Here is a 22,158-nt window from a genome sequence, read left to right on the forward strand (position 1 = left end):
CGGTGTCCCCTCGGGGGCGCCGGGCTTCGCCGCATGCTCCGGCCCTGGCCGTGCTGTCAGTGGTCTTTGCGAGAATGCAGGCGTGAGCAGCGAGAACGGACCGGAGCAGGGCGACGCGCACGGCGCGCCGCCCGAGCAGCTCGCGCTCATCCGGGAGACCGTGCGCGAGGCGAAGACCCCGCGGGCCAAGCCGCGCACCTGGCGCGGGGCCGCGCTCGCCAAGGAGCTGCCGGTCGCCAGGGTCCTGGTCGACAAGGGCGTGCTCCACCTCGACCGGTATTTCGACTACGCCGTGCCCGAGGAGCTGGACGCCGACGCCCAACCCGGTGTGCGGGTGCGGGTGCGCTTCGGCGCCGGACGGCACCGGGTGCGGGACGGGCGGCGCGAGGGCGGCGGTCTCATCGACGGCTTCCTCGTCGAGCGGCTCGCCGAGTCCGACTACCCGGGGCCGCTGGCCGCGCTCGCCCAGGTCGTCTCGCCCGAGCGGGTCCTCGACGAGGAGCTGCTCGGTCTCGTCCGGGCGGTCGCCGACCGGTACGCGGGCAGCGTCGCGGACGTCCTCCAGCTCGCCGTACCCCCGCGCAACGCGCGCGCCGAGAAACGGGCCTCGCCGCAGCCGCTGCCCGCACCGCCGGTCCCCGAGCCGGGATCGTGGGCGCGGTACGAGCAGGGGGCGGCGTTCGTGGCGGCCCTCGCGTCCGGGGGCGCGCCGCGCGCGGTGTGGAACGCGCTGCCGGGTCCGCAGTGGACCGAGGAGCTCGCGCGGGCCGTCGCGGCGACGCTGGCCTCCGGCCGGGGCGCCCTGGTGGTCCTGCCGGACGGCCGGGCGGTCGCCCGCGCCGACGCCGCGCTCACCGCGCTGCTCGGCGAGGGACGGCACGCGGTGCTCACCGCCGACGCCGGTCCCGAGAAGCGGTACGCGCAGTGGCTCGCGGTGCGCCGGGGCGCCGTACGGGCCGTGATCGGGACCCGCGCCGCCATGTTCGCGCCGGTGCGGGACCTCGGTCTGGTCGCCCTGTGGGACGACGGCGACGACAGCCACAGCGAGCCGCACGCCCCGCAGCCGCACGCCCGCGAGGTGCTGCTGCTGCGCGCCGCCCAGGACCGGTGCGCCTTCCTGCTGGGCGGCTGGAGCTGCACCGTGGAGGCGGCCCAGCTCGTGGAGACCGGCTGGGCCCGGCCGCTGGTCGCCGCGCGGGAGCAGGTACGGGCCAGCGCGCCCCTGGTGCGCACCGTGGGGGACCAGGACCTGGCCCGGGACGAGGCCGCCCGCGCCGCCCGGCTGCCCACCCTCGCCTGGCAGGCCGTCAGGGACGGACTGCGGCACGGGCCGGTGCTCGTGCAGGTGCCCCGGCGGGGTTACGTCCCGCGGATGGCCTGCGCGGCGTGCCGGACGCCCGCGCGGTGCCGGCACTGCTCGGGTCCGCTGGAGGGGCAGGAGTCCGTGTCCGCGCCGCGGTGCGGCTGGTGCGGGCGCGAGGAGAGCGCCTGGCACTGTCCGGAGTGCGGCGCCTTCCGGCTGCGGGCGCAGATCGTGGGGGCCCGGCGCACCGCGGAGGAGCTGGGGCGGGCCTTCCCGGCCGTGCCCGTGCGCACCTCCGGGCGGGAGCACGTGCTGGACACCGTGTCCGAGGCCCCGGCGCTGGTCGTGAGCACGCCGGGGGCCGAACCCGTGGCCGAGGGCGGTTACGCGGCGGCACTGCTGCTGGACGGCTGGGCGATGCTCGGCCGCCCCGACCTGCGGGCCGGCGAGGACGCGTTGCGGCGCTGGCTGGCCGCCGCGGCCCTGGTGCGCCCGCAGAGCGCCGGGGGCACCGTCGTCGCGGTCGCCGAGCCGACCCTGCGGCCGGTGCAGGCGCTGGTGCGCTGGGACCCCGTCGGCCACGCGCTGCGGGAGCTGGCCGAGCGGGCCGAGCTGGGCTTCCCGCCGGTGTCGCGGATGGCGGCCGTGGCGGGACCACCGGAGGCGGTGACCGGCTTCCTCGACGCGGTCGACCTGCCGCGGGAGGCGGAGGTGCTCGGGCCGGTGCCGCTGCCGGTCACGGCACCGGGGCGGCCGCGGCGGGTGGGCGGGCCGCCGCCCGGGGAGCACTGGGAGCGTGCGCTGGTCCGGGTGCCGCCGGGGCGCGGGGCGGCGCTGGCCGGTGCGCTGAAGGCCGCCCAGGCGGCGCGGACGGCACGCGGGAGCGACGCGGCGGTGTGGGTGCGGATCGATCCGCCCGACATCGGCTGAGGGGCGTACACGCCGCGGCCCTCCGTCTCCCGGGGGCGGGGAGCGGCGGAGGGCCGGCGTGGGGTCGCGGCTCGGCCGGTGCGGGCGGCCGGTGCGGTCAGTCGGTGCGGGTCAGTCGGGGTGGATCAGCCCGTGCGGGTCAGTCGGTGCGGGTCGGCGGCGGCGGTCAGCCGTTGCGCGGGCCGGGGAAGGCGGTCGGGCGGGCCTCGTCGCGCAGGGACGGGCTGCCCGACGTCGGCTGGGTCGGCATGGAGCGGGCCGCCGGGACCGTGGGCACCGGGGGGAGCCCCGAGTCCGCGTTGACCGGGCGCGTGCCCGTCGGCTCCGGGGTGTGCTCGGTGGGCTCGGCGGCGGGCGCCGTCTGGGCCGCGGCGCGCCGGGAGCCGTAGCGCCGGTGCACCGCCTGCTTGGTGACGCCGAGCGCCGAGCCCACCGCGTCCCACGAGAAGCCGAGCGAACGGTCGAAGTCCACGGCGGCCGTGACCAGGGTCTCGACACTGTCCCGCAGTTCCTGCGCGAGACGGACCGTCGGGGCGGGGGCGCGTCCGTAGACGACGAAGCCCGTGGAGGGGCCGGAGCGGCGCGGGCGGTAGACGTTGCCCAACTGGGCGGTGAGGGTGCGCAGTGCGTCCACCTGCCGGCGGACCCGCTCGATGTCCCGCACCAGCAAGTGCAGGCTGGCCCGAGCCTGGGCGTCGTGGGTTGCGTGGTCGGCCATGAACAAGCCTCTCGAACCGGCGTTGAAAGGAATCGGGCCGCGCGGGCGGCCCGGTCAACTCTTCCTTGACCAACGTGTGGGTGCGGGCTTGGTCACGGGTGGGGGCGTGGGCGGTGCGTCGTGCGCCCCCTCGGCCTTCGGCCTCGGGGGTCTCCCACCCGCGCACCACCCGTTTCCCGTCGGTCGAGAGGTTGAGGTCTCCCGTGGGGGTGCCGCGCCGTCGGCGGCTTTCCGTGATCCCGGGGCTCGTAGACTGGTGCGTCGCCCGCCCACGTTCCCGCCCGAGAGGCCCGTCCCAGCCATGAAGCTCGTCTTCGCCGGTACCCCCGAGGTCGCCGTCCCCGCCCTGGACGCCCTGATCGCCTCCGGGCGTCACGAGGTGGCCGCCGTCGTCACGCGGCCCGACGCGCCGGCCGGGCGCGGGCGCCGACTGGTCGCCTCGCCCGTGGCCGAGCGGGCCGAGGAGGCGGGCATCGAGGTGCTCAAGCCCGCGAAGCCGCGCGACCCCGGCTTCCTGGAGCGGCTGCGCGAGATCGCGCCGGACTGCTGCCCCGTCGTCGCCTACGGCGCCCTGCTGCCCCGCGTCGCCCTGGACGTGCCCGCCCGCGGCTGGGTCAACCTGCACTTCTCGCTGCTGCCCGCCTGGCGGGGCGCGGCCCCCGTGCAGCACGCGCTGATGGCGGGCGACGAGATCACCGGCGCGTCCACCTTCCTGATCGAGGAGGGCCTGGACTCCGGCCCGGTGTACGGGACGGTCACCGAGACCATCCGCCCCACCGACACCAGCGGCGACCTGCTCACCCGGCTGGCCTTCGCCGGTGCCGGCCTGCTCGCGGCCACCATGGACGGCATCGAGGACGGCAGCCTGAAGGCGGTACCGCAGCCGGACGAGGGCGTCACCCTCGCCCCGAAGATCACTGTCGAGGACGCCCGGGTCGCCTGGACCGCCCCGGCGCTGCGCGTGGACCGGGTGGTGCGGGGCTGCACCCCGGCCCCCGGCGCCTGGACCACCTTCCGCGGCGAGCGGCTCAAGCTCGTGCAGGCCGTGCCCCTGCCCGACCGGACCGACCTCGCCCCGGGGCAGCTCGCCGCCGGGAAGAACAACGTGTACGTCGGCACCGGCTCGCACGCCGTCGAGCTGCTGTGGGTGCAGGCGCAGGGCAAGAAGCCGATGCGGGCCGCGGACTGGGCGCGCGGGGCGCGGATCACCGAGGGCGAGCGGGTCGGCGACTGACCCGCGCCCCCGCCGCACCGCTCACCGGCCCGGCGTACGCTGGTGAGCGCACTTCATCCCACACCCGGAGCACCTTTTTCGTGAGCGAGCAGCCCCGCCGTCCCCGCAAGCCAGGCAAGCCCTACCGCAGGCCGCAGAAGGACCCCGTCCGCATCCTCGCCTTCGAGGCGCTTCGGGCCGTGGACGAGCGGGACGCGTACGCCAACCTCGTTCTGCCGCCGCTGCTGCGCAAGGCGCGGGAGAAGGAGGGCCCCGAGAACTTCGACGCCCGGGACGCGGCGCTCGCGACCGAGCTGGTGTACGGGACGCTGCGCCGGCAGGGGACGTACGACGCGATCATCGCGGACTGCGTGGACCGGCCGCTGCGCGAGGTCGATCCGCCGGTCCTGGACGTGCTCAGCCTGGGCGCGCACCAGCTGCTGGGGACGCGCATCCCGAGCCACGCCGCCGTCTCCGCCTCCGTGGAGCTGGCGCGGGTCGTGCTCGGGGACGGGCGGGCCAAGTTCGTCAACGCCGTGCTGCGCAAGGTGGCCCGGGACGACCTCGACGGGTGGCTGGAGCGGGTCGCCCCGCCCTACGACGACGATCCCGAGGACCACCTGGCCGTCGTGCACTCGCACCCGCGCTGGGTGGTCTCCGCGCTGTGGGACTCGCTGGGCGGCGGCCGCACCGGCATCGAGGAACTGCTGGCCGCCGACAACGAACGCCCCGAGGTCACCCTCGTCGCGCGGCCGGGCCGGGCCACCCGCGAGGAGCTGCTCGGCGAGGAGGCCGCCGTACCGGGGCGTTGGTCGCCGTACGCGGTGCGGCTGAGCGAGGGCGGGGAACCCGGGGCCGTCCAGGCCGTGCGGGAGGGCCGCGCCGGTGTCCAGGACGAGGGCAGCCAGCTGGTCGCCCTGGCCCTCGCCAACGCGCCGCTGGACGGGCCGGACCGGCGCTGGCTGGACGGGTGTGCGGGGCCGGGCGGCAAGGCCGCGCTCCTCGCCGCGCTCGCCGCCGAGCGGGGCGCCTTCCTGCTCGCCTCCGAGAAGCAGCCGCACCGCGCCGGGCTCGTGGCCAGGGCGCTGGACGGCAATCCCGGCCCCTACCAGGTGATCGCCGCCGACGGGACCCGCCCGGCGTGGCGGCCCGGGAGCTTCGACCGGGTCCTGGTCGACGTGCCGTGCACGGGGCTCGGTGCCCTGCGGCGCCGGCCCGAGGCGCGCTGGCGGCGCCGCCCCGAGGACCTGGACGGCTTCGCCCCGCTCCAGCGCGGGCTGCTGCGCAGCGCCCTGGAGGCCGTGCGCGTCGGGGGCGTCGTCGCGTACGCGACCTGCTCGCCGCACCTCGCCGAGACCCGAGCCGTCGTCACGGACGTCCTCAAGCACCACCCCGGCACCGAGTTGCTCGACGCCCGCCCGCTGCTGCCCGGCGTCCCCGCCCTCGGCGAGGGCCCCGACGTCCAGCTGTGGCCCCATGTGCACGGCACCGACGCCATGTACCTGGCGCTCGTACGCCGGACCTCGTGAACAGCCCTGCGGGCCAATACAGTTAGCGTCTGCGCACCCTCACCCGTTCCCCGTCCGCCCGCTCCGGTTTCAGGTCCACCTGGACCTGATGGGTGGTCTGGTGGTCGACGGAGCCGCCCAGTTCGGCCGTCACCACGCCGATCCGGACGCCGCCGCGGCCACTGCCCGCGCGGTGGACCTGCACGGTGAAGGTCAGGCTCACGTTCTCCACGGCGAAACCGAGGTCCCGGCCCTCCGCGGCGGCGCGGGCCTCCTCCAGTTCGCCCCGGATCCGGCCGATCACCTCGGCCAGTCCCACGAAACCCGGTTCGTTCGTCAATTCGCCTCCGCACAAAGCCCGTTCACCCTTGTCGCAGCAGTATGCGACAGGAGCAGACGCCCGTATAGTTCCCATATGGCTGCTGGCGGGGGAGAACCGGCCGCCTCGCCGATGGCGACGCCGAGCTGGGCGGTGCGGATCCGGGGAGCGGACGGGGAGATCGCGGGGGCCGGCATTCTGCTGACCCCTGATCAGGTGCTCACCTGCGCGCATGTGGTGGACCGCGCGGCGGCCCGGCTCACCGCGGAGTTCGTCGGCGCGGCCGACCACAGCGTGCCCGCGGTTCCCGCCCGGGTGGACGGCACCGCCTTCGTGCCGGAAACGCGGGACGCCGACGGCGACCCCAGCGGGGACGTGGCGCTGCTGCGGCTGGAGCGGCCCCGGCCGGTGGAGGAAACGGTACGGCTGCACCGGCTGTCCGCGCGCAACCGCGACGTGCGCATGTACGGCTTTCCCTACGCCCACAACGGCGGCATCTGGTTCCGCTCCACCGTCGTCGGCGGCTGCGGGCGCGACGGGCAGGTGCAGCTGAGCCCGGTCAGCCCCGGGGAACTGGCCAGCCCGGGATGCAGCGGGGCGGGCGTCGCCGACAGCCGCACCGGCGAGGTCATCGGCATGGTGCTCAGCGGCCAGCTGGACCAGCACGGCAACCGGTTCTCCTTCATGAGTCCCGCGGAGACCATCGCCCGGCACCTGCCCCGGCTAAAGCCGCACATCGTGGGTCTCACGGCCGTCGACGAGCGGCTGCTCCCGGCCGACGACGGCGCCGCGCAGGACCTGCTCGACGAGCCGTTCGCCCAGCGCCTCGCCGCCTGGCTGCGCGACGACGGCAGCCAGGTCAAGATCAGCGTCGTCGGGCCCGGCGACGCCGCCCGCGCGGCCACGCTGCGCCGCGCCATCACCCTCGCCGACCGGGAGCTGCGGACCGCGGTCTCGATCGACCGCGCGTCCCTCGACCCGCCCGGCACCGTTCCCTCGGCCGGCGGCCACGACCTCGCCGTGGACGCGAGCGGGACGACCGCCGCCGAGATCGCCGAGCGGATCGCCGAACGCATGGGCCTGTGGCAGCACCCGGAGGACCCCCCGATCGACCGCATCCGCACGTCCCGGGCGACCCTCAGCCTGGTCGTCGTCGGCGTCGACGAGGCGGCCGATCCGCCGGAGCTGCTGGACCTGCTGGAGGTGTTGCGGGCCGGCGGCAGCCGTCTGCTGCTGGTCTTCCGTACGGCCGGCGACTGCCACCGCCGTGCCTGCGACCGACTGCTCGCCCGGCCCGCGCGGGAGCGTCGCGCGCGGCTCGTCGAGCGGCTGCGGGAGATCACCGGACCGCGCGCCGGAGGGCTGTACGAACGCCTCGCGGCCGTGGTGCCGCACGGTGTGCGCCCCCTCGACTCGGAACTGGTGGCCGCGCACGCCGCCCTGGCCGCCCTGCTGCGCGCGGACGACGACGACCGGGAGCGCGACCACGACGGGAAGCACGCCGGGGACCCCGCCCCTGCCCCCGGCAGTGCTCCCGACCTCGACCGGTTCGAGCGGCTGGCCGACCGGGTGGCCGGCCGGCTGGCCAGGGCCGTCACGGAGCTCGACCGGCTGCGCGACCGGCGCGACGAACTCGCCGGGCGGCTGCGCGGCTATCACGTCCTGCACCAGCACTCCCTCCAGGGCGAGGAGGACCCGGCGGTGGACGGCCTCTACCTCCGGGCCCACGCCCTGCTCCGGGCCCGGCCCTGCGACGTGGGCGCGGCGGAGGCGGCGGTGGACGCGTACACCCGGCGCGTCGACGACCACGGCGGAGGTGACGCGCGATGACGGCGAGAAGGACGCCGCCGGCGAGAAGGACGAGTCCGGCGAGAAGGACGAGTCCGGCGAGAAGGACGCGGCTCGCCCCACGGCCGCGGCCCGCCCCACGGCCGCACGGGGAGTGCCCGGCATGAGCGGCAGAGCCTGCGTCAGACCCGACTGCCGGGGCGGCCACATCATGGCCACCGAGTACTGCGACACCTGCTTCCGCCACGCCCTCGCCCCCGAACCCTCGCCGCCCCGTCCGGCCCCCGCCCCGGACGGCTCCGCCGCACCGGCTCCGTCCCCGCAGAGCCCACCCGCCCCGAGCGCCGGCGAACTGGACCGCGACGGGCTCCTCGTCCTGCCGGCCCTGCCCTCCCCGGACCCCTCCGAGGCCGCCGACACCGTCGCCCGGCCCCCGACCGGCGGCCGGCGCTGCGGCGTCGACGACTGCGCCGGCACCATCGGGGTCTCCTACGACGGCGGCCCCGCGCCCGACCACGGGTACTGCCCGCAGTGCGGCACGGAGTACTCGTTCCGGCCGAAGCTGCGACCCGGTGACCGGGTCGCCGGGCACTACGAGGTGCTCGGCTACCTCGCGGTCGGCGGCCACGGCTGGGTCTACCTGGCCGAGGACACCCGGGTGCCCGGCCTGCACGTCGTCCTCAAGGGGCTGATCAACACCGGCGACGCCGTGGCCCGCCGGGCGGCGGTCGAGGAGCGCCGCTCGCTCACCACGCTCCACCACCGCGACATCGTCCGCATCGTCACCCACGTCCAGCACCTGGCGCCCGGCGACGCCGAACCGACCGGCTACATCGTGATGGAGTACGTCGGCGGCCGGTCCCTCGCCTGGATCCGGTTCGCCGCCGAGGAGGAGCTGGCGCGGCTGTTCGGCGCCCGCGGCTTCGAGTTCGGGCACGTCATCACGTACGGCTGCAAGATCCTCGGCGCCCTGGAGTACCTGCACGACCAGGGCCTGCTCTACTGCGACATGAAGCCCGAGAACGTCATCCACTACGGGCGCGAGATCAAGGTCATAGACCTGGGCGCCATCCGCCGGATCGACGACCGGTCCTCCGGGCTCGTCCACACCCACGGCTACGCCCCGCCGAAGCGCGAACGCGACCGGCGCGGCCTCGACGTCGACAGCGACCTCTACACCGTCGGCCGGACCCTGAAGGTGCTCGCCGAGCGGGCCACCCGCCCCGCCGGACTGGCCGCCCGCTCCTTCGAGGCGCTGATCCGCCGGGCCACCCATCCCGAGCCCGCCGCCCGGTTCCGTTCCGCGGCCGAGATGTCCCGCCAGCTGTGGGAGGTGCTCCGCGAGGACCAGGCGCTCGGTGGCCGGGAACCGTACCCCGAGCGCTCCACCCGGTTCGAGCCGACCGCGGCGGTCTTCGGCGCCGCGCTCGGCACGGTCCCGGCGCTCCGCTGGTGGACGGGGCGCCCGGGCACCGAGGCACCGGAGCTGCCGGTGGGCGCCCCCGAGCCGCGGGCGGTGGCCCGGGCGCTGCCGGTCCCGCTGCCCGATGCCTCGGACCCGGCGGCCGTCGTGCTCGGCGGGCTCGCCGCGGACACCCCCGACCGCATCGCCGAACGGGCGCGGGACGACCCGGCGCTGCGCACCGTGGAGACGGCGCTGTGGCTGTGCCGCGCCTACCTGGACGCCGGGAACGCCGCGCGGGCCGAGGAGTGGGTGGCGCGGGCCAGGGGGTGGAGCGACGACTACGACTGGCGGATCTTCTGGCACCGGGGGCTGGTCCACCTCACGCGCGGCGCGGTGGACGGGGCGGAGGGCGAGTTCGCCGCCACCTACGAGGCACTGCCCGGCGAGACGGCGCCCAAGCTGGCGCTCGGATACTGCGCCGAGTACCTGGCCGAGCGACTGCGGGAGCCCGCCCCGGGGCGAGCCGGGCCGGCGGACGCCCAGGTGGCGCGCGCGGGGGCCCGCGAGGCGCAGGCGGAGGAGTTCTACGAGGCCGTCCTGCGGCGCGACCCCACCCAGGGCAGCGCCGCCTTCGGACTGGCCCGCGTCCGGCTGCGCCGCGCGGGCCGACGCCAGGCCGTCGACGTACTGGACGAGGTGCCGACCACCTCCCGGCACTACGACGCCGCACGCGTCGCGGCGGTGCGGACACTGGCCGGCCGGCTGCCCGGCGCGCCCGGGCCGCTCGCCGCGGACCTGCGCGAGGCCGCCCGACGGCTGGCGGAGCTGCACCTGGACGGCAGCGGGTCCTGGGACCGGCTGGTGACCGAACTGCGCGAGCACGCGCTCGCCTGCCGCCCGCCCGGCGGCTGGGGAAGCGGCTTCCCCGCCGGTGAGCTGTTCGGCCCGCGGGACACCGAGGACGCGCTGCGCAGGCTGCTGTCCGGGTCGCTCAGGAGCCTCGCCGACCAGGCGGGCAGCGCCGGCGAGCGCGGCGACCTGCTGGACATCGCGTACGCGGTCCTCCCGGCACCGGCCGGGCTGCGCGAGCTGGTGCGGGGGTGGCGGCGTACGGCGTGAGCACGTGGCGGTGCGGGACAGGCGACGACGTGGGCGAGACAGGCGACGACGTGGGCGAGGGGGCACGGACACCGTGGAGACAGGAACGCCCCGGGCGGGCGAGGCGGCCGGACAGGTGACCGCCGGGCTGGAGATCGACCAGTGGAAGTACCTGTCCAGCGAGGCGGACGACCCGCGGATGCACGCCATCCTCACCGTGCGGGTGGACGGCACCGGAAGCGGCGGCCGCCCGGACGAGCCGGTGCTCGCGCAGGTGCTGGCGGTGGACTGCTCCAGCTCCATGACCTGGCCGGTGGAGAAGCTGCACGCGGCCCAGGAGGCGGCGGTCGCGGCGATCCGCAAGCTGCCCGACGGCACCCCGTTCGCGGTGGTCCGGGGCAACGAGCAGGCGACCGTGGTGTACCCGGACACCCCGCGGATGGCCCCGGCCTCCGCCGGCACCCGGGCGCGGGCGGAGCGGGCCGTGCGCGAGATGGTCGCGGGCGGCGGCACCTGCATCGGCGCCTGGCTGGACCTGAGCCGGCGGCTGCTGGCGGAACAGGACGCGCCGATCGGTCACGTCCTGCTGCTCACCGACGGCAAGAACCAGCACGACGAGCACATGCCGCTGGCCCGGGTCCTGGAGGAGTGCGCGGGCCGTTTCGTCTGCGACGCCTGGGGCATCGGGGACGGCTGGGACGGCCGGGAACTGCTGCGGATCACCCGCCGGCTCCATGGCAGCGCCTCCTCGGTGCGGGAGGAGGCGGCCCTGCCGGCGGAGTACGAGCAGCTGATGAACCGGCTGCTCACCAAGACCGTCCCCGAGCTGGCGATCTCCGTGACCCCGATGCCCGGGGCCACCGTGCGCTACCTCAAACAGGTCTTCCCCACCGAGGTGGAGCTGAGCGCCGAGGACGGCACCGGCCGTTTCGTCACCCGGGCCTGGGGCGACGAGACGCGCCGCTACCAGCTGTGCCTGGCCGCCGACCCGTCCGGCCGTCCGCACCGGGAGGACCTCCAGCTCGCCGTCGTCGCCGTCGACGTGCCCGGCGGCGCGGCCCGGCTGCCCTCGCCGCGGCCCTGCCTGGTGCACTGGACGGACGACCCGGCCCTGTCCCGGCACACCGACGCCCAGGTCGAACACTTCGAGCAGCACCAGCGGCTCGGTGAGGCCGTCGCCGCCGCGGCCGACGCCCACCGCCGCGGACAGCGCGACCTGGCCGAGCACCAGCTGGGCCGGGCCGCGCGGCTCGCCCACGCCCTGGGCGTCGCCGAGCAGCTCGACCGGCTGGCCCGGGTGGCGCGGATCGAGGACGCCCCGGGCGGCCGGGTCGTCCTGCGCCCCGATGTGGAGGCCGTCGACTTCCAGCATCTGATCACCGCGTTCAGCCACAGCACCTACGGCCCGGCATCCGGCACCGGCACCGGCTCCGGCGTGGCGGGTGCCGCGCCGCGCGGCGGAGCCACCGTGCGCTGCCCGGCCTGCCAGGCCGGTGCTCCGGCGGAGGCCCGCTTCTGCCCCTCCTGCCGCCGCCCCTTCGAGGCACGGCCGTGAGCACCACCGGCCGGGACCTGATCCGCAGGCTCCGGCTGCTGTTGGTCCTGGCGACCGCGACCACCCTCGCGCTGTTCTTCGCCTACCGCGGCGTGCACGACGACACCGTCCCCCTGTCCACCGCGAGCACGCCCGGCATCCGCGCCGTCGACACCGCGCAGAGCGCGCTGCGCCAGGCGAACGCCGTGGTCCGCGAGACCGGCGCCGAGGGCGACACCAGCGGCGAGTTCCTCACCCAGATCTCGGTCGCCCAGCAGAGCCTCGCCCTGGCCGCCTCGGAGAACGTCACCGGCCGGGCGGGCCGCCACGACGTCCAGACCGTCACCGGGCTGATCGCCGTCTACTCGGGCTGGGTGGAGCGCGGGGGCCGCGAGCCGGAGGATTCACCGTTGCGCGCCGCCTTCCTCCACTACGCCGAGGAGGTCCTCGGTCTTCAGGCCGAGGCCGGAACCGAGGGCGACATCATGAGCCGCCTGGACGCCCTGCGCGGCGAACAGCTCGCCGAGGCCCGGCGGCAGGCCGCCTTCCCCTGGCAGCTCTGGCTCGGCTGGTGCGCCGTCGCGGTGTTGTACGCGGCCCTGTGCGGGGCGCTGCTGGAGACCCAGCGGTTCCTGCGGCGCCGCTTCCGGCGGCCCGTGCAGTTGCGGTTGCTGGCCGCCACCGCGGTGTGTGCCGTGGGCGTGCCCGCCCTGGCCTGGCAGACCGTCTCGGCACACCGTGCGATGACCGACTCCGTCGCCGAGGTACGGGTGCCGCCGGCCGCCCCGGAGGCCATCCCCGAGGTGGCCGACGAGGTGCGGGGCGCGCTCGGGGACGCCGGGTTCTGGGCCTCGCTGTCCGACTGGATACCGCTGGGAGGGATCGTGGTGGTGGCGCTGACGCTGTGGGGGCTGTGGCCGCGGATCGCCGAGTACCGGTTCCGGGGGCAGCGATGAGCCGCCCGCACACCCGCACGCTCGGCGTCCTCTGCGTCTGCCTGGTCCTGCTCGGCGCCGGGGTGTACGCCGGGGTGCGCTGGGCGCGCGACTGGCAGGGCTCCGTCACCCTGCTCGCCAACTGGAGCGGTACGGAGCGCGAGCAGTTCGAGGAGCGCGTCATCGAGCCGTTCGAGGAGAAGTACCGGATCGACGTCGTCTACCAGGGCAGCTCCGCGCTCAGCCAGGTGCTGGCCGCCGACATGGCGGCCGGCGACCCGCCCGACGTGGCGGTGCTGCCCGGCCCCGGCGAACTGCTCGCCTACGCCGTCGACGGCCGGCTCCACCCGCTGGACGGGCTGTTCGACGCCGGGGACTACGACCGGTTCTGGGCGCCCGAGGTCACCGTGCCGGGGCAGGGCCCCCACACCTACTGGCTGCCCGTGAAGACCGCCCTCAAGAGCATGGTCTGGTACGCCGGACCGGCACCGGCGGCCGGGACGGCCGGCCCGCCCGCACGGTGGTGCGCCGGCCTGGAGTCCGGCGCGACCTCCGGCTGGCCGGGCACCGACTGGGTGGAGGACATCCTGCTCCAGCAGGCCGGCCCACGGGTGTACGAGGAGTGGGCCAACGGCAGGCTGCCGTGGACCGACGACGCCGTGCGCAGGGCCTGGACGACCTGGGCGGAGCTGGTGGGCGCGGGCGACCGGGCCCGCGTCGAGCAGGTGCTGACCACCGCCTTCGACGCGGACTGCGCGCCGGGCCGCCTGGAGCACCAGGGGTCCTTCCGCGCCGGGCACTGGCGGCAGGAGGGCGGCGACCACGTCCACTCCTCCGAGGTCGTACCCGGCGCTGGAGCGGACGCCGGCGCCTGGGAGGTCTCCGGCGACCTCGCGGCCGTACTGGACCCGACCCCGGAGGCCGAGCGGCTGATCCGCTACCTCGCCGACCCGGACACCGCGCTGCCGGAGTACACGGCGAACAGGACGGCCGCGGCCGACACCGGGCAGGACGCCACCGAGCGGGAGATCGGGGCGATCCTGCGCGAACCCGGCCGCACCCGCTGCTGGGACGCCTCCGACGCCATGCCCCGCACCACCCGCGACGCCTTCCACCAGGCGGTCCTCCGCCACTTCGCCGACCCGACCGAACTGGACACCCGCCTGAGGGAACTCGAAGCCCTCCGCAAGTCCCAGAACCTGCCGGTGTGCGGCACCGGCTGAGACGCGCCCCGAAGGGGCACGGGGCCGTGACACTTCGCGGCTCCGCCGCGCGGCCGCGGGCGACCACGGACCACCCGCACCCGAGGAACAACCCCCACAACCCGAGGACCCGTCCCCCCGCCCCCCGGCGGGCATGGCAGGCTTGGGGACATGGCCGCGCAGATCAACCCCAGCATCCTGTCCGCCGACTTCGCCCGCCTCGCGGACGAGGCCGAGGCGGTCGAGGGAGCCGACTGGCTCCACGTCGACGTCATGGACAACCACTTCGTCCCGAACCTCACGCTCGGCGTGCCGGTGGTCGAGTCCCTGGCCCGCGCGACCGACACCCCGCTGGACTGCCACCTCATGATCGAGGCCCCCGATCGCTGGGCGCCGCAGTACGTCGAGGCGGGCGCCGGCTCCGTCACCTTCCACGTCGAGGCGGCCGCGGCGCCGGTGCGGCTGGCGCGGGAGATCCGGGCCAAGGGCGCCCGCGCGTCCATGGCGCTGAAGCCCGCGACGCCGATCGAGCCCTACGAGGACCTGCTCCCGGAACTCGACATGCTGCTGATCATGACGGTTGAACCCGGCTTCGGGGGGCAGGCGTTCCTCGACATCATGCTTCCCAAGATCCGGCGGACCCGTGAGCTGATCAAGAAGCACGGTCTGGAGCTGTGGCTCCAGGTCGACGGCGGGGTCTCGGCCTCGACGATCGAGCGGTGCGCCGACGCCGGCGCCGACGTCTTCGTCGCGGGTTCCGCCGTGTACGGGGCGTCCGACCCGGCCGAGGCGGTACGTGCACTACGCACGCAGGCCGAGGCGGCGACCGCCAAGGCATCCTGGTCCTGCGACCACTGAGGAACAGAAAGTGAACGGCTCCCATCAGGGCTGATCAACAGCGCCGAATCTGCAAGGATGAACGGCGTATCCAGAGTGTGAACAGCAGTGAGGAGATCGCCGTGTCGGGTATGTCGGCGGGCCGTTCAGCCATGCGGATGGGACCCGCTGAGCTGGTCCAGGCGGCGGCCATGGCCCGCCGCTTCTACCTCGAGGGCAAGTCCAAGATCCAGATCGCGGAGGAGTTCGGCGTCAGCCGCTTCAAGGTGGCCAGGGTTCTCGAGACCGCCCTCGAGCGGGACCTAGTACGCATCGAGATCCGGGTGCCGGCCGAGCTGGACGCCGAGCGTTCCGACGCCCTGCGCGCCCGCTACGGCCTCAGGCACGCCGTCGTGGTGGAGTCCCCGGCCGACGCCGAGGAGACACCCGACCCGGAGAACCTGGGCGAGGTGGCCGCCGACCTGCTCGGCGAGCTGGTCAACGAGGGGGACGTGCTCGGGCTGGCCTGGGGCCGGTCCACCATCCACATGGCGGCGGCGCTCGACCGGCTGCCGCCGTGCACCGTGGTCCAGCTGACGGGCGTGTACGACGCCGGGACCGCCGAGCGCGGCTCGGTGGAGGCCGTCCGCCGCGCCGCCCAGGTGTCGGGCGGCGACGCCCACCCCATCTACGCGCCGATGCTGCTGCCGGACGCGGCCACCGCGCAGGCGTTGCGGCACCAGACCGGGATCGCCCGGGCCTTCGAGTACTTCGACAAGGTCACGGTCGCCTGCGTCTCCATCGGCTCCTGGGAGCCCGGCATCTCGACGGTGCACGACATGCTCAGCGACGAGGAGCGCGCGCACTACGCCTCGCTCGGCGTAGCCGCCGAGATGTCCGCGCACCTCTTCGACGCCGAGGGCCGCCGGGTCGGGCGGGACCTGGGGGAGCGGTGCATCACGGTCAAGGCCGACCAGCTCCGCCGTATCCCCGAGGTGGTGGCGATCGCGGGCGGGCAGCGCAAGGCGGCGGCCATCGACGCGGTGCTGCGCTCCGGCCTCGTCACCAGCCTGGTGACGGACACCTCAGCCGCGGACTACCTGATGACGGCGGGCTCGGCACCGAAGTCGACGCTCAACCGGACCGACCCCGACGGGATCTGACGACCGATCAGCACCGCGAGAGCAGGACGAGAGCAGGAAGAGGGCGCGAGATGACCGAGGACTCCGCGGGGCGGCTCGTGGTCACGCTGGACCTCGGCGGGGTCACGGACAAGGCGGGCCTGATGGACCGCTGCGCCCGTGACCTGGCGCTGCCCGACTGGTTCGGCCGCAACTGGGACGCGCTCGCCGACTCCCTCGCCGACCCCTCCGTCTGGCCCGAGGGGGCGGCGGACCAGGGGCTGGTGCTCGTGGTGGAGGGCTGGCGGGCGTACGCCGAGGCGCGGCCGGACGAGTGGGCCGTCGCCGAGGAGGTCTTCGCCGAGGCCACCGACCGCGGTCCGGGGCTCTTCGTCACCCTCGGCCCTGGAGGTTCCTCCAAGGACGCCGCCGACCAGCCTGGATGATCTGCCCGGGGGTGATCGGCGATCCGCCATGGGACAATGAAGTACGTGCTCTTTCCCCCTGGCTGACCTGTCCGGGGGCCACCTCTGATCGACTGGGATGTGCAGCACGTGCGTTTCCTGAATGACATCCAGCCCTCGTACGACCTGACGTACGACGACGTGTTCATGGTGCCGAGCCACAGCGCCGTCGGCTCCCGGCAGGGCGTGGACCTCGGCTCCCCGGACGGCACGGGCACCACGATCCCGCTCGTCGTCGCCAACATGACCGCCATCGCGGGCCGGCGGATGGCCGAGACGGTGGCCCGGCGCGGCGGGCTCGTGGTCATCCCGCAGGACATCCCGATCGAGGTCGTCACCGACGTCGTCTCCTGGGTGAAGAGCCGCCACCACGTCCTGGACACCCCGATCGTGCTCGCCCCGCACCAGACCGTCGCCGACGCGCTGTCCCTGCTGCCCAAGCGCGCGCACAACGCCGGTGTCGTCGTCGACGAGGACAACAGGCCCGTCGGCGTGGTCACCGACACCGACCTGTCCGGCGTGGACCGCTTCACCCAGCTCGAAGAGGTCATGTCCAAGGACCTGATCCTCATCGACGCGGACCTGGACCCGCGCGAGGCGTTCAACACCCTCGACGCCGCCAACCGCCGCTACGCGCCCGCCGTGGACAAGGACGGCCGCCTCGCCGGCATCCTCACCCGCAAGGGCGCCCTGCGCGCCACCCTCTACACCCCGGCCGTCGACGCGAACGGCAGGCTCCGCATCGCCGCCGCCGTCGGCATCAACGGCGACGTGGCCGGCAAGGCCAAGCAGCTCCTCGACGCGGGCGTGGACACCCTCGTCATCGACACCGCGCACGGTCACCAGGAGTCGATGATCAGCGCCGTCAAGGTGGTGCGCGAGCTCGACCCGCGGGTGCCGATCGTCGCCGGCAACATCGTCTCCGCCGAGGGCGTGCGCGACCTGATCGAGGCGGGCGCCGACATCGTCAAGGTCGGCGTGGGCCCCGGTGCCATGTGCACCACCCGCATGATGACCGGCGTGGGCCGGCCGCAGTTCTCCGCCGTCCTGGAGTGCGCCGCCGAGGCGAAGAAGTACGGCAAGCACGTGTGGGCCGACGGCGGCGTCCGCCACCCGCGCGACGTGGCGATGGCCCTCGCGGCCGGCGCGTCCAACGTGATGGTCGGCTCCTGGTTCGCCGGCACCTACGAGTCCCCGGGCGACCTCCAGCACGACGCCAACGGCCGCGCCTACAAGGAGTCCTTCGGCATGGCCTCCGCGCGCGCGGTGCGCAACCGCACCTCGGAGGAGTCGGCGTACGACCGGGCCCGCAAGGCGCTGTTCGAGGAGGGCATCTCCACCTCGCGGATGTTCCTCGACCCGGCCCGGCCCGGCGTCGAGGACCTGATCGACTCGATCATCGCCGGTGTCCGCTCGTCCTGCACCTACGCCGGAGCGGCCTCCCTGGAGGAGTTCGCCGAGAAGGCCATCGTCGGCATCCAGAGCGCCGCCGGCTACGCCGAGGGCAAGCCGCTGCACGCCAGCTGGAGCTGACCCGCCGCCGGAACCGGACCGCACCGCGTCAGGTCTGCTTGACGTCAAGCAGACCTGACGCGACGCCGGCCGCATGACGACACCGCAGAGCATCGAGCCGCAGCACACCCTGCTGACCGCCGTGGCCCGCCTCGACGAACTGCGCGCCCGCGAGTCCCTCGCCGGGTTCGGCGGCGACGACGAGGCCCTGGACCGCCCCCAGCTCCTCGAACTGCTCGCGCTGAGCGAGGTGGTCGCCCGCAAGGCCGCCTACGGGCGTCAGCTCACCGTCCGCGCCGCCCGCGAGGCGGGTGCCTCCTGGTCGCAGATCGGAGCCGCCCTCGGCACCAGCAAGCAGGCCGCCTGGGAGGCGCACCTGCGCTGGATCGACGCCCAGGAGGAGGCTCGGGACCGGCCCGGACAGATCGGCTTCGACGCCGCGGACGCGGCCGAGGCACGCGCCGTCGCGGGTGAACCGGACGACCACTGACCGGCCACCGCCGGGGTGCCGTGCGGGGCTCCGCCGGGCGGCCGGGCCGCGGGGCCCCTTGCCGTGCGGTCGGTCCGTGCCGGTCTGTGGGGCTCGGTCGCGGTGTGGTCGCTGACCAGGCGCGATCCGCTCTCCACCGACCCCGGGCGCAACGCCGCACACCCCGCGCGCAACGAACACCCGCGCTGCCCCGGGGAACGCAACGATCGTGCTCGGACGCGCAAGGTTGCTGCATTACCGGGCCGCCGCCCCGCTCGTAGTGTTCTGCGCTGTACGTGGCGTGGCGGGGACCCCGCTCGGTGGGTGTCCGCTCTGCACGAGCGCGCCCGCCGGTCCCCGCCGCCCCCAGCCCCGGCGCGACCGGCAGCGACAAAGGAGTCAACGCGTGCTCGACCAAGGCGCACCCCCGCACCACGACACATCGGCCACCCCCACGTCCCCGGGCCTGGCCGCGCGCCTGATGCGCCGCAAGCCCGTGGAACGCCTGGTCGCGGAGGGCGGCCAGGGCGAGGGCGGCAGCCTCCGCCGCTCCCTCGGCCTCTGGCAGCTCACGATGATCAGCATCGGCGCCACCCTCGGCACCGGCATCTTCGTCGTCCTCGGCGAGGCCGTCCCCAAGGCGGGCCCGGCCGTCACGCTCTCGTTCGTCATCGCGGGCCTCACGGCGCTCTTCTCGGCCCTGTCCTACGCCGAACTGGCCGGCACCATCCCGGTCGCCGGGTCCTCCTACTCGTACGCCTACGCCACCATGGGCGAGCTGGTCGCCTGGGTCTGCGGCTGGTGCCTGGTCCTGGAGTACGGCGTGTCCGTGGCCGCCGTCGCCGTCGGCTGGGGCGAGTACCTGAACGAGCTGCTCGACGGCACCATCGGCGTCACCCTCCCCGCGGTCCTGTCCGCCCCGCCCGGCGACGGCGGCATCTTCAACCTGCCCGCGCTGATCGTCGTCCTGCTGGCCATGACGTTCCTGCTCGGCGGCGCCCGCGAGTCCGCCCGCGCCAACACGATCATGGTCGTCGTCAAGATCGCCGCCCTGGTGCTCTTCTGCGCGATCGGCGTGCAGGGCTTCCGCTCCGGCAACTACGAGCACTTCATGCCGCTCGGCATGGCCGGGGTGAGCGCGGCCGGCGCGACCCTCTTCTTCTCCTACATCGGCTTCGACGCCGCCTCCACCGCCGGTGAGGAGGCCAAGAACGCCCAGCGCGACCTGCCCCGCGCGATCATGCTGTCCCTGGTCATCGTCACGGTGCTGTACGTCCTGGTCGCGGCCGTCGCCGTCGGCGCCAAGCCCTGGCGGACCTTCACCGACTCCGAGGCCTCCCTCGCGCAGATCATGACCGACGTCACCGGGCAGAGCTTCTGGGGCACCCTGCTGGCCTTCTGCGCGGTCGTCGCCATCGCCAGCGTCGTGCTGACCGTCCTCTACGGCCAGACCCGCGTCCTGTTCGCCATGTCCCGCGACGGGCTGGTGCCCAAGGTCTTCTCCAAGGTCCACCCGAAGACCGGCGCGCCCCGCGCCAACACGCTGATCGTCTCCCTGTTCTGCGGCGTCCTCGCCGCCGCCGTCCCGCTCGGCCAGCTCGCCGACGCCACCAGCATCGGCACCCTCTTCGCCTTCGCCCTCGTCAACATCGCCGTCGTGGTGCTGCGCCGGACCCGTCCCGAGATGCGCCGCACCTTCCGGGTCCCGCTGTCGCCGGTCCTGCCCGCCCTCGGCTTCGGGTTCTGCGTCTGGATGATGGGCAGCCTGTCCACCGTCACCTGGGTGGTCTTCGGTGTCTGGATGGCGGTCGGGCTCGTGTTCTACTTCGTGTACGGCCACCGCCGCTCCCGACTCGCCGCACCGGACCCGTCCGAGGGCCGGCCGCACCAGAAGTGAAGTGAACGACCCGCAGTGCTGAACGATCTCGACGAACGCATCGTGCACGCCCTCGCCGAGGACGCCCGCCGCTCCTACGCGGACATCGGGCAGTCGGTCGGCCTCTCCGCGCCCGCCGTGAAACGGCGCGTGGACCGGCTGCGCGCCACCGGAGCCATCACCGGCTTCACCGTACGGGTCGACCCCGCCGCGCTCGGCTGGGAGACCGAGGGGTTCGTCGAGATCTTCTGCCGCCGCAACACCTCGCCCGAGACCATCCAGCGGGGCCTGGAGCGCTACCAGGAGGTCGTGGCCGCGTCCACCGTCACCGGGGACGCGGACGCGGTCGCCCAGGTCTTCGCCTCCGACATGCGGCACTTCGAGCGGGTCCTGGAGCGGATCGCCGGGGAGCCGTTCGTGGAGCGCACCAAGTCCGTGCTGGTGCTCTCGCCGCTGCTGCGGCGCTTCTCGTCGGGCTCACCCACGTAATCCGCTGGGCAGGGCGCCGTGCGCCGTCTAGCATCGGTGCCATGACCTGGCGACATTGATCCATCCGCGCCTCCCGTGGCGCCGCCTCCCGAGGGCCGCCCCGGACGCCGTACCTCCGGTGTCCGATCCGCCCCCTCGGGAAGGCCTCATGACCGTCTCACCTCCGCCCGAGCGTGCCGCCGCCGCGCCCGCCGGTACCCGCCGGCTCGTGCGCACGCTGTACGCCTCCGCGTTCTGCGACGAGTTCGTCCTGCTCTACCCGGTGTACGCGCTGCTGTTCAGCGACACCGGTCTGTCCGTCTGGCAGACGACCTCGCTGTTCGCCCTGTGGTCGCTGACCGGCGTCCTGCTCGAGGTGCCCTCCGGCGCCTGGGCCGACGCCGTCTCCCGGCGGCTGCTGCTGATCCTCGGCCCGCTGCTCACCGCCGCCGGCTTCGCCCTGTGGGTGCTCCTGCCCTCCTACGGCGCCTTCGCGCTCGGCTTCCTGCTGTGGGGCGCCGGCGGCGCGCTCGGCTCGGGCGCCCTGGAGGCGCTGGTCTACGACGAGCTCGACCGGGCCGGCGCGGCCCACCGGTACGCCCGCGTCATGGGCCGGGCCCGGGCGATCGGCATCGCCGCGACCATGTCCGCCATGGGCCTGGCCGGTCCGGTGTTCGCCTGGGGCGGCTACGACGCGGTGGGCGCGGCGAGCGTGCTCGCCTGTCTGACCGCGGCGGCGGTGGCGGCCCGGTTCCCCGAGCACCGCACACCCGCCGCCGGCGGCGCACGCTGGTCCGCGACGCTGCGTGCCGGACTCGCCGACGCCCGCGCCGACCGGTCCGTGCGCGGCGCGCTGCTCCTCGTACCGGCCGTGACCGCGGTGTGGGGCGCGCTCGACGAGTACACCCCGCTGCTGGCGCGCGACACCGGCGTGGCGCCCGAGACCGTGCCCTGGCTGCTGCTGGTGATCTGGGCCGGTGCCACGGCCGGCAGCCTGCTGGCCGGTGCGGCGGAGCGTCTGACCGCCAACGGGTTCGCCGCGCTGCTCACCGGCTCGGCGCTCGCCCTGGCCGTGGGCGGTCTGGCCGGCACACCGGCCGCGCTGCTCCTGGTGGCGCTCGCCTTCGGCGGCTTCCAGCTCGCGACCGTGCTGGCCGACGCCCGCCTCCAGCAGCGCATCGACGACACCGGGCGAGCCACCCTGACCTCGGTCGCGGGCCTCGGCACCGAGCTGGGCAACCTCGCCACCTACGGCGCCTACGCGGCGGGGGCCACGGCGTGGGGCCACGGCACCGCGTTCGCGCTGTCCGCGGTGCCGTACGTCCTGACGGCGCTGCTGCTGTCCGGTGCCGTCCGGGCCACCGCCGCGGCCGCCGGGGCACGGCGCCGAAGCCGCCGCCCCCCTTCCTGATCCCGGGCGCCGGAGGGAGCGCAACGAATCGCCGTCCGGCGCCGGACGCACGCAACGATCCGCTCACC

Annotated in this window: 18 protein-coding genes; 16 read left to right on the forward strand and 2 right to left on the reverse strand. The window is 75.1% G+C overall.

Going from position 1 to position 22,158, the window contains the following annotated elements:
- Positions 1-82 precede the first annotated feature (82 nt).
- The gene (locus tag ACIRGB_RS26100; protein WP_403869653.1) at positions 83-2,233 is read left to right on the forward strand and encodes a primosomal protein N'; all 2,151 of its coding nucleotides are present in this window, start codon (positions 83-85) and stop codon (positions 2,231-2,233) included.
- A gap of 166 nt (positions 2,234-2,399) precedes the next feature.
- Here the strand turns inward: ACIRGB_RS26100 and ACIRGB_RS26105 are convergent, their stop codons facing one another.
- Positions 2,400-2,951, reverse strand: coding sequence for a hypothetical protein (locus ACIRGB_RS26105; protein WP_403869656.1), 552 nt, complete (start codon positions 2,949-2,951; stop codon positions 2,400-2,402).
- 301 nt (positions 2,952-3,252) lie between these two features.
- On the opposite strand from ACIRGB_RS26105, the gene fmt reads away from it, so the two are divergent.
- Positions 3,253-4,185, forward strand: coding sequence for a methionyl-tRNA formyltransferase (gene fmt / locus ACIRGB_RS26110; RefSeq protein WP_403869658.1), 933 nt, complete (start codon positions 3,253-3,255; stop codon positions 4,183-4,185).
- Between the two features lie 80 nt (positions 4,186-4,265).
- On the forward strand, positions 4,266-5,693 hold the full coding sequence (locus tag ACIRGB_RS26115; protein ID WP_403869661.1) for an RsmB/NOP family class I SAM-dependent RNA methyltransferase: 1,428 nt from the start codon (positions 4,266-4,268) through the stop codon (positions 5,691-5,693).
- Between the two features lie 22 nt (positions 5,694-5,715).
- On the opposite strand, the gene ACIRGB_RS26120 is transcribed toward ACIRGB_RS26115, so the two are convergent.
- Positions 5,716-6,012 carry a trypco2 family protein gene (locus tag ACIRGB_RS26120; protein WP_403869664.1) on the reverse strand — a complete coding sequence of 99 codons (297 nt, stop codon included), beginning with the start codon at positions 6,010-6,012 and terminating at the stop codon, positions 5,716-5,718.
- Between the two features lie 75 nt (positions 6,013-6,087).
- Between ACIRGB_RS26120 and ACIRGB_RS26125 the strand changes: the two genes are divergently transcribed.
- The 13 genes from ACIRGB_RS26125 (at position 6,088) to ACIRGB_RS26185 (ending at position 22,090) form a co-directional block, all read left to right on the forward strand.
- The gene (locus tag ACIRGB_RS26125; RefSeq protein WP_403869666.1) at positions 6,088-7,821 is read left to right on the forward strand and encodes a trypsin-like serine peptidase; all 1,734 of its coding nucleotides are present in this window, start codon (positions 6,088-6,090) and stop codon (positions 7,819-7,821) included.
- Entirely contained in the window at positions 7,808-10,303 is a 2,496-nt protein-coding gene (locus tag ACIRGB_RS26130; RefSeq protein WP_403869669.1) for a tetratricopeptide repeat protein, read from the forward strand. The genes ACIRGB_RS26125 and ACIRGB_RS26130 overlap by 14 nt, the downstream gene beginning before the upstream one ends.
- Positions 10,304-10,418: 115 nt before the next feature.
- The gene (locus tag ACIRGB_RS26135) at positions 10,419-11,837 is read left to right on the forward strand and encodes a VWA domain-containing protein (RefSeq protein ID WP_403869919.1); all 1,419 of its coding nucleotides are present in this window, start codon (positions 10,419-10,421) and stop codon (positions 11,835-11,837) included.
- Complete coding sequence (locus ACIRGB_RS26140) at positions 11,834-12,772, forward strand: hypothetical protein (protein ID WP_403869672.1); 939 nt, start codon at positions 11,834-11,836, stop codon at positions 12,770-12,772. Before ACIRGB_RS26135 ends, ACIRGB_RS26140 begins: the two co-directional genes overlap by 4 nt.
- A complete protein-coding gene (locus ACIRGB_RS26145; RefSeq protein WP_403869675.1) occupies positions 12,769-13,974 on the forward strand; it encodes an extracellular solute-binding protein in 1,206 nt (401 codons plus the stop codon). Before ACIRGB_RS26140 ends, ACIRGB_RS26145 begins: the two co-directional genes overlap by 4 nt.
- A gap of 150 nt (positions 13,975-14,124) precedes the next feature.
- Positions 14,125-14,811 (forward strand): ribulose-phosphate 3-epimerase, encoded by a 687-nt coding sequence (gene rpe, locus ACIRGB_RS26150; RefSeq protein WP_403869678.1) that lies wholly within the window; start codon positions 14,125-14,127, stop codon positions 14,809-14,811.
- Between the two features lie 77 nt (positions 14,812-14,888).
- On the forward strand, positions 14,889-15,932 hold the full coding sequence (locus ACIRGB_RS26155; protein ID WP_087810377.1) for a sugar-binding transcriptional regulator: 1,044 nt from the start codon (positions 14,889-14,891) through the stop codon (positions 15,930-15,932).
- Between the two features lie 50 nt (positions 15,933-15,982).
- Positions 15,983-16,336: a barstar family protein gene (locus ACIRGB_RS26160; protein ID WP_403869681.1), complete on the forward strand. Its 354-nt coding sequence runs from the start codon at positions 15,983-15,985 to the stop codon at positions 16,334-16,336.
- Positions 16,337-16,444: 108 nt separating this feature from the next.
- Positions 16,445-17,887, forward strand: coding sequence for a GuaB1 family IMP dehydrogenase-related protein (locus ACIRGB_RS26165; RefSeq protein WP_403869684.1), 1,443 nt, complete (start codon positions 16,445-16,447; stop codon positions 17,885-17,887).
- Positions 17,888-17,960: 73 nt separating this feature from the next.
- A complete protein-coding gene (locus ACIRGB_RS26170) occupies positions 17,961-18,356 on the forward strand; it encodes a hypothetical protein (protein ID WP_403869687.1) in 396 nt (131 codons plus the stop codon).
- A gap of 385 nt (positions 18,357-18,741) precedes the next feature.
- Complete coding sequence (locus ACIRGB_RS26175; RefSeq protein ID WP_403869691.1) at positions 18,742-20,232, forward strand: amino acid permease; 1,491 nt, start codon at positions 18,742-18,744, stop codon at positions 20,230-20,232.
- A 15-nt stretch (positions 20,233-20,247) separates the two neighbouring features.
- The gene (locus tag ACIRGB_RS26180) at positions 20,248-20,700 is read left to right on the forward strand and encodes an Lrp/AsnC family transcriptional regulator (RefSeq protein WP_003977367.1); all 453 of its coding nucleotides are present in this window, start codon (positions 20,248-20,250) and stop codon (positions 20,698-20,700) included.
- 148 nt (positions 20,701-20,848) lie between these two features.
- Positions 20,849-22,090, forward strand: a complete 1,242-nt coding sequence (locus ACIRGB_RS26185) for an MFS transporter (protein WP_403869695.1) — start codon at positions 20,849-20,851, stop codon at positions 22,088-22,090.
- The last annotated feature ends 68 nt before the right edge of the window (positions 22,091-22,158 follow it).

Origin of the sequence: Streptomyces sp. NPDC102490, assembly GCF_044765285.1 — a bacterium.
GTDB lineage: Bacteria > Actinomycetota > Actinomycetes > Streptomycetales > Streptomycetaceae > Streptomyces.